The organism is Methanosaeta sp. UBA356, assembly GCF_002496465.1.
In the GTDB taxonomy this organism is placed as follows: Archaea; Halobacteriota; Methanosarcinia; order Methanotrichales; family Methanotrichaceae; genus Methanothrix; species Methanothrix soehngenii.
On record NZ_DAKC01000035.1, the window covers coordinates 27,982 to 35,131 of the forward strand.

At 49.3% G+C, this 7,150-nt stretch carries 9 protein-coding genes; 2 read left to right on the plus strand and 7 right to left on the minus strand.

Annotation, left to right across the window (positions count from 1 at the left end; translation table 11 throughout):
- Positions 1 to 118 precede the first annotated feature (118 nt).
- A complete protein-coding gene (locus tag BP727_RS02745; protein ID WP_013718431.1) occupies positions 119 to 541 on the plus strand; it encodes a (4Fe-4S)-binding protein in 423 nt (140 codons plus the stop codon).
- 61 nt (positions 542 to 602) lie between these two features.
- Here BP727_RS02745 and BP727_RS02750 read toward each other — a convergent pair whose 3' ends face one another.
- The 4 genes from BP727_RS02750 to BP727_RS02765 all read right to left on the minus strand — a co-directional run bounded on the left by BP727_RS02750 (position 603) and on the right by BP727_RS02765 (position 4,371).
- Positions 603 to 1,106: a DUF6125 family protein gene (locus BP727_RS02750; RefSeq protein WP_013718430.1), complete on the minus strand. Its 504-nt coding sequence runs from the start codon at positions 1,104 to 1,106 to the stop codon at positions 603 to 605.
- Between the two features lie 2 nt (positions 1,107 to 1,108).
- Complete coding sequence (locus BP727_RS02755; RefSeq protein ID WP_013718429.1) at positions 1,109 to 3,046, minus strand: hypothetical protein; 1,938 nt, start codon at positions 3,044 to 3,046, stop codon at positions 1,109 to 1,111.
- 656 nt (positions 3,047 to 3,702) lie between these two features.
- Complete coding sequence (locus BP727_RS02760; protein WP_048131708.1) at positions 3,703 to 3,963, minus strand: hypothetical protein; 261 nt, start codon at positions 3,961 to 3,963, stop codon at positions 3,703 to 3,705.
- Between the two features lie 177 nt (positions 3,964 to 4,140).
- Positions 4,141 to 4,371, minus strand: a complete 231-nt coding sequence (locus BP727_RS02765; protein ID WP_013718427.1) for a DUF1328 family protein — start codon at positions 4,369 to 4,371, stop codon at positions 4,141 to 4,143.
- Positions 4,372 to 4,768: 397 nt separating this feature from the next.
- Between BP727_RS02765 and BP727_RS02770 the strand changes: the two genes are divergently transcribed.
- Positions 4,769 to 4,924 carry a hypothetical protein gene (locus BP727_RS02770; protein ID WP_157863633.1) on the plus strand — a complete coding sequence of 52 codons (156 nt, stop codon included), beginning with the start codon at positions 4,769 to 4,771 and terminating at the stop codon, positions 4,922 to 4,924.
- Positions 4,925 to 5,263: 339 nt separating this feature from the next.
- Here the strand turns inward: BP727_RS02770 and BP727_RS02775 are convergent, their stop codons facing one another.
- The 3 genes from BP727_RS02775 to BP727_RS02785 are packed head-to-tail and all read right to left on the minus strand — an operon-like array spanning position 5,264 to position 7,014.
- On the minus strand, positions 5,264 to 6,247 hold the full coding sequence (locus tag BP727_RS02775) for a bifunctional methionine sulfoxide reductase B/A protein (RefSeq protein WP_273278983.1): 984 nt from the start codon (positions 6,245 to 6,247) through the stop codon (positions 5,264 to 5,266).
- A 6-nt stretch (positions 6,248 to 6,253) separates the two neighbouring features.
- The gene (locus tag BP727_RS02780; protein WP_273278982.1) at positions 6,254 to 6,496 is read right to left on the minus strand and encodes a hypothetical protein; all 243 of its coding nucleotides are present in this window, start codon (positions 6,494 to 6,496) and stop codon (positions 6,254 to 6,256) included.
- Complete coding sequence (locus tag BP727_RS02785; protein ID WP_273278981.1) at positions 6,496 to 7,014, minus strand: hypothetical protein; 519 nt, start codon at positions 7,012 to 7,014, stop codon at positions 6,496 to 6,498. Before BP727_RS02785 ends, BP727_RS02780 begins: the two co-directional genes overlap by 1 nt.
- Positions 7,015 to 7,150: the final 136 nt, after the last annotated feature.

The window sequence follows — 7,150 nt, forward strand, 5'->3', positions numbered from 1 at the left end:
TTGCGGCAAAAAAATAATAAAAAACGTTCGATCAGTAGAATGAAATACATATTAAAAATTTGTAAGAAATAGTTCCATATCGGAAGATCCAAGTAGAAAGAGGCTCCAGCTATAGGCAATGAAGGAGTACTCCTGCGATGGGCTGATTGTGCGGTGGAATCCGGAAAAATGCATACATGCGAAGGAATGCGTGAACGGACTGCCCCAGGTCTTCAACCACAACAGCAGGCCCTGGATAAATATGCAGGGCGCAAGTCCTGCGCAGATAATGAAGGTCATAGATCGCTGCCCTTCCGGCGCTCTGAGCTATCAAGAAAAGGCACCTGAATCATCTGAAAAAAATGCATCAAATGAGCGATACGCCTCTATCAAGGTGGTGAAGAACGGTCCCCTGCTGGTTGAAGGAGACTGCCGTCTATTCAATTCAGATGGCAATGAGATGGCAGAAGGGGCTTTTGCCCTCTGCAGATGCGGAGCCTCCCGGAAAAAGCCTTTCTGCGATGGAAGCCATATCAAGATAACCTTCGACGATACAAAATGATTGGCGCTGACCTCCAGGCAAAATCGGCAATCGAGAGTGGACAAGAATGTCTTTGCTCATTCTACCGGCCAAACCATAACCTGCATCTGTTGCTTCCCTGGCAGAGCCTCTCTTGCCTCTCGAACCTTATCTCCATACCTTCCCCCTCGACGCCCTTGCAACTGAACTCCTGCGCCCAGACAGAGTTCTCCGCCTGGCAGATGACCTCGCTCACCTTCTCTGAGAGCGATTCTCTGCCTGACCGGACCATTATATCATGCCAGGGACAGCGCCGGATCTCAACTACAAATCCGCTCTCCTCTTCTTTCAGCTCGTAGTCGAACTCCTCCAGGGCCAGACGAGCAGCAATCGCCTCCTTCAGCCCATCAAGGCCATAGTCCAGCATCAGCATTGACTTGATTGCCCGGGCCTGGATCTTGGGCAGAACCTGCCAGACAGCCTCGTCCAGCTCCAGCGCTTCATCAAATCCCCGTTTCTTCTCGATCATCATGAACCAAAGACCGTCCACTGACCGATAGGAGCGGCGGAAGTACTCCATCTTATCGCTCTCTGCTAATTCTTTCATGCCTACCTGCTTTCCAATATCTGATCCTCTGATCTCCTCTTCCTGCTGGCCTTGAGTATGCCCTTGCATGATTGCATGGAGCGGCGGCATCTCTGGACATCGTTGCGCATTTCTGCAGCTTCCGGGTCTCTTTCTGCCTCAAGCTCCTGGGCAAGCCCCTCGAATATCCTGGTGGCCTTCTTATAAGCCCGCAGAGCCCTTTTGACCCATTCCTCTCTGTCCTCCACCTCAGATATGGTGACATAAGCGAAGGCCAGGTCTCTTAAGATCTCAGCATGCTCTCTTGGTGCCTCATCTTTTTGGTAATGCTCCAGGGAAGCAGAGCATGCTTCGATTGCTCTCCTGCAGTTTTCCGCCTTATCTGTTACCTCCGCCAGGGTGATAAAGCTGTAGCCCAGGCTCTTCAGAGCATCTGCATGCTCTGTCGGATGAGATGCTTCATAGATCCGAACGGCGGCCTGGCAGGCATCAATAGCCTTGCGGCAGTTCTCCTCCTTTTCCTCGACCTCAGCCAGGGCAGAGTATGCCGCCCATAGGAGGAGCTGTGCCTCAGCATGCTCAATTGGATGCTCAGATTCATTGTAGATACTAAGCGCCTCTAATGCCGCTTCTGCTCCTTTCCTGCAATCCTCTGCTTTGGCCTCGACAGAGACCTCCGTGTCGGCAAGAATGCTGTAGGTGATGGCCAGGTCTTTCTGGCAGGAGGCATATTGCAGAGATTTGTCCTGGGAAAAGGCTGCCAGCCTCTCCTGGCAGGCCTCCAGAGCTAAAAGACAGTTTTCAGCCCGGTATTCTATATCCGCCAGGGTGAGGTAGCCAAGCCAGAGTATCCCCTGCGATTCTGCATACTCTTCAGGGTTGCTATCTCTATTGAATATCTCCAGGGCCTTGCGAGCAGCACCAATGGCCTTAAGGAAGTTCTCGGCGGGATTCTGAATCTGGGCCAGTGCCAAGTGAGCGTTTCCAATGCAATTTTGAGTGGCAGCATACAGCTTTGGATGTTGCTCCCGAGGGTAAAGATCCAAGGCGTTCCTGAATGCCTCCAGGGCGAGCTGGCAGTTCTCCAGGCTCTCCTCCTCCTCGGCTAGGGCGAGGAAGGCATTTCCCAGATTGTTCTGGGATGCTGCATATGCCAGCGGCTGTGTTTCCCGTTTTCGGATGAGAAGAGCGTCGCGGCATGACTGAATAGACTGCCTGCAGCACTCTATCTTATCCCTTTCATCCCCTGCCCCAGCCAGGGACAGATAGGCTATGGCCAGGTTGTTTTTGACCAGGGCGAACTCATCCGGAAAACGGCCCGGATCATAGACCTGCAGGGCGTCCTGGTAGGAGGCAATAGCTTGCTTGCAGCTATCCATTCTATCCTCAGGCTCATCCGCGAACTGGGCCAGGGTCAGATAGGCGCTGCCCAGGTTCGTTTTTCCCCTCGCGAACTCCTGGGGATGATCTTTGAGGCTGTAGATCGAGAGAGCATTCTTGGCAGCATCGATTGCCATCTTGCTGTTATTGACTCCATCCCCCAGCTCAGCCAGCTTCCGATAGGCGACGCTCAGCTCATCCTGAAGAATGGCGTAATCCCCAGGATAGCTTAATCTGGAATAGACGGCCAATGATTCCTCCCAAAAATTGATGGCCTGCTTGAGGCTTTCCCCTTGATCAAAAATATCGGAACGGGCGGCATAGGCATATCCCAGGCTTTTCATTACCCTGGCGCGATGATGGGGATAGTTTTCTTGGGTATAGACGGCAAGCGACCTTTGATAAGCCTGGACGGCATGCTCACAGCTCTGCAGATCGTTGTTCTTTTTGAATATCTCAAGGTAGATATCGCCGATCTTCCTGAAGATATTGCTCTCCTGGGCAATATCCATCTCGAAGGTCAGCATCCTTTCGCATGTCTTTAGAGCCTTTTCGTACTCTTCAATGCCATCCTCTTTCATATCATCACCTTCTGGTAAAAGGCATCTTCAGATATCAAAGGAGGTTATGCCTTGAGGAGTTATACCTTTAGGGATTAATTGACCTATAGCTCTTCTAATATCACTTAACCTCCTCGAATTTCCTGCTATATCAATCTGAAATGATGCTACATCTACCCTTCGCTTTTGACAATTGAATTTGAGCTTCGCTTCAATCTATAAATATACTTTAATACAACGGTGTCCCACATTGCGGCGAGACAAAAGTCCAACGTTTTGGGATGAGCTTATAAAACCTGCCGGCTCCTCGCTATTTTGTATGGGTGAACTTAAATCGCTAATTCTCTGTGTCTCGGTGCCTCTGTGGTGAACCGCTATGCTCTGACCCAACCACAGAGACACAGAGGAACAGAGGCCATATTCTCTGACTTAACTCACCCACATTATTCAGCGAAGAGCCAACCTGCCCAAGAAGTGAGTTTCAGGTCCTGGATTTTTCTCAATGAATAGCGGGTGCTATCTGAAGACTACACCGCCTAAAAGGAGCAAAATAGCCCCTAAAAAGCCTGTGATGGTGATTATCGTCTCTGTACTTATATCTCTGTGCACGAGCGCCCCCTTGGGCTGATTCAGGATAATAGCTTTTCGCCCGGTTTAGCCCCGCTTTTTGGGCGGTATCAAAAGCGCTTGGCTGCCACTGCAAAAGGCAGAATATCCAGCACGGTCACCATCGCAACTAGTCCTATCCAGTAGAGGGGCTTATTGAAGTACCAGGTTCTCTTTCCCCGTGCATAGACATAAGCGAGGTACGGGAAAAGGGGCAAAATAGAGACCAAAGGATGAGGCTCCACAAATAGGACGTAGGTGAAGATATATCCCTGCAAGAGCAGGCAGACGACAGTTGCCAGACCAACTTTGGCTTGATTGTTGAGTCTCATATCTCTTGCCACTCGCTCTTGGTTGATAAGCTTTTCAGATACTCGCAGGACTATGCGAGTCGATTGCTGTAAAAATTATGCAGAATGATGAGGGGCTGATGAAGTTTTCTTTGCCTGGCGGAGAGGATGTAAGGCCATACCCCTCCGGACAGGCATAGATTCGATGAACCAGAGAGTCTAGGCTGCGAGAAGCAATGTCGCCAGGTTGATTGAGCCCCCAAATACAAGCGATAATATTGCCAGAATGATGAATGCGATCACAAGCCATTTAGCGATATCCATAGATATTCCTGCGCCTCGCCAGCCGAGCACTCCCAGGATCAGTGCTATTGCAAAGAATACCACTGCCAAATATAATAAATCCACCATTTTGTCCACTCCCATTAGTATCTTTATCTGCCTTGTCATCGATGATGAAGAACCCTGACCGGCGCAAAATATATCCGGATGAAGGCTTAATCAATCAAGACGATGGCAGCTTATTAATGCCTATGACTCTCTTTAAATTTAAGACTTTTGGAGCCAATATTTACATAATATAAAATATAATTTATTATAAATATAATTCTGCTCTTGATGGGATGTGGACAATGAGATCAATCTGTCTTAATTGCTCATACCATCATGGCTATTTTGACCTTGAGCAAAATCCCTGAATTGGAGTGAAGCAAAATCCCTGAATCGGATCAATTCTCTGGGATGATAGATGACATCTGCCTCAGGCAGACCTTTGCATCTCATATAATGAGCTATAAATCAATATACCATAAAGTATATATGTGCAAGAACCGGTTTAAAAAACATTATGCCAAAGACTACTCTGACATTATCAGAACCAATAGCAAAAGCCTTGAAGATCTATACAGTTCAAGCCAAAAGCAGCATGCGCGCTCAAAGCCAGGTAATAGAAGAGGCGCTAAGAGAGTTCTTCGAGAACCATGGAATTAAAATCGAGGAGTAGCAACTTTTTGCATCTCCTTCTCTGCACTCAACGCTGTTCTATAATGCATCCAGTTCCGTCAGGCTGACGCATGTACCAGACCCGCTGATAAACAGCATTTATAAAATTGGATCACAAGGCGGGCGGATGATGAAGGTAGTGATATTTTTGCCCTGATGTGTGATATATGAAAACACGGCACATATAGACACAATGATGGGCAACATAAATATCAAAATCGAAGACATGGCCGCATGACGATAGGATAAATCAACGGCCATTTAGGCATGAAGATAAGGTGATTTTCACTCAAAACGCAAAAACTGAGGGATCGGGGAATTGCAGGCTACCCTCTCGGCCTTATTTTCTTCTGAATACATGGCAGGGTACTGACCCCTGCTTTGCGAAATAATCCTGATGATACTCCTCCGCCTCAAAAAATTCTGATGCAGGAACGATCTGGGTGACTGCTTTTCTTGCAATGGCTCCAGATCGATCATACTCTTCCCGGGATTCCTCTGCTGCTATTCTTTGCTCCTCATTATGGTAGAATATTGCAGAGCGGTATTGAGTGCCGATATCAGGACCCTGACGGTTGGGCGTGGTGGGATCATGCATCCGCCAGAATATGGAGAGCAACTCCCTGTAGGATACGACCTTCGGATCGTACTTTATCTGCACGGCCTCAGCGTGGCCAGTAGTTCCTGTGCAAACCTGTGCGTAGGACGGATCGGGAGCAGTCCCTCCGGTATATCCCACTTTTGTTTCCAGCACCCCGCGAACCTGCTGAAAGCGAGCTTCCACCCCCCAGAAGCAGCCTGCGGCAAATGTGGCCAGCTCATAGTCTGGATCGTCCTTCCCGGGACTCTCCATATGCCCAGATCGAGCCTCATCCTCCCGGAAGAGGCTGAGATACTCTCCGTAGCCCTCCAGTTCCAGATCCTCAGCCGGTATAAAGCGGAGGGATGCGGAGTTGATGCAATAACGCAATCCTGTCGGCCCAGGACCATCATCGAACACATGGCCCAGATGGGAATCTGCGTCTTTGCTGCGAACCTCAACCCGCCTCATATTATAGCTGGTGTCGACGTTCTCAATGATGCGATCCTCCTTCAGGGGCTTTGTGAAGCTCGGCCAGCCGGTACCGGAGTCGAACTTATCTTTCGAACTGAACAGGGGTTCTCCTGAGAGCACATCTACGTAGATGCCGGGTCGTTTATTATTCCAGAATTCATTTTGAAAGGGAGGTTCGGTGCCGCACTGCTGGGTGACATGAAACTGCAGCGGCGTCAGTTTCTTTTTGGAATTCGTTTGGGAATCTTTCAGGGAATCCTCTCTTCTCATAAGCACTTATTTTACGGGATCCTGCTTATAGATTTCTCTATCTTTCAGCAGCTCGATCAGCACTGAGAATACCGCAGCCTCCAGAGGATCGTCCATAGCATAAAATGCCTCGCTTGAGTGCTTTTTTACCATCTCGGCGAGCTCTTTTGCATAGGACTGATCCTCCTTTTTTAAAGCTCGACCGGCCTTGGACCAGCGAAGAGAGAGGTCGTTTACCCCCATCCTTACGCTCTCAAAGCTTCGGCCCATCAGAAGCTCTCCAGGGTGGTCTGGCCAGTGGAACTGGCTTGCGTTTTTCGATTATTCTTTGCAGAAAGCCGTGGCGCAACACAAGGCCCCTCGGCGAAGCAGAATACTCTGTCGGCATAAGTCATCATCTTCTCTAAATAAGGATCGGAGGTGGGGGAATAGAGAAGCAAAATGCTGCCCTTGGCTGCTTCTCTCATGGCCATAGATGCATACTCCACCATCTCTCCAGCCCCCTCGTAAAGCAGGGGATCATGCTCCAGGATCATCAAGGTGTGGTGGCTCTCCTCCAGGACGGTTAACAGCTGGAAGACGGTAAATGCCCTCCTTACCTCCAGATCTCTAAACCTGCGATCCAGTCTGCTCAGGATGCGAGAGTAGTTTCCGCAGATGTAGAGGACCTGATACCTGTCGATGCCCAGATGATCGTTGAGGGACTCGATCAGCATCTGCAATGGAGCCACTAGTATTGCAAAGGCTCTGCTCTCGATGATGATCGCAGGATGCAGTTCGAATTCCATGCGATACATCTCTCGTTTCAGAGAAGATAAGCACAAGGAATGCGCGGAGCGAATGTAAACTACTCCGGCCTAAAGACCGGAGCTTTCAGTAGCCCTGAAAGGACTGCCTTGAGACTTGGAAGTCCTTCCGAGCCTC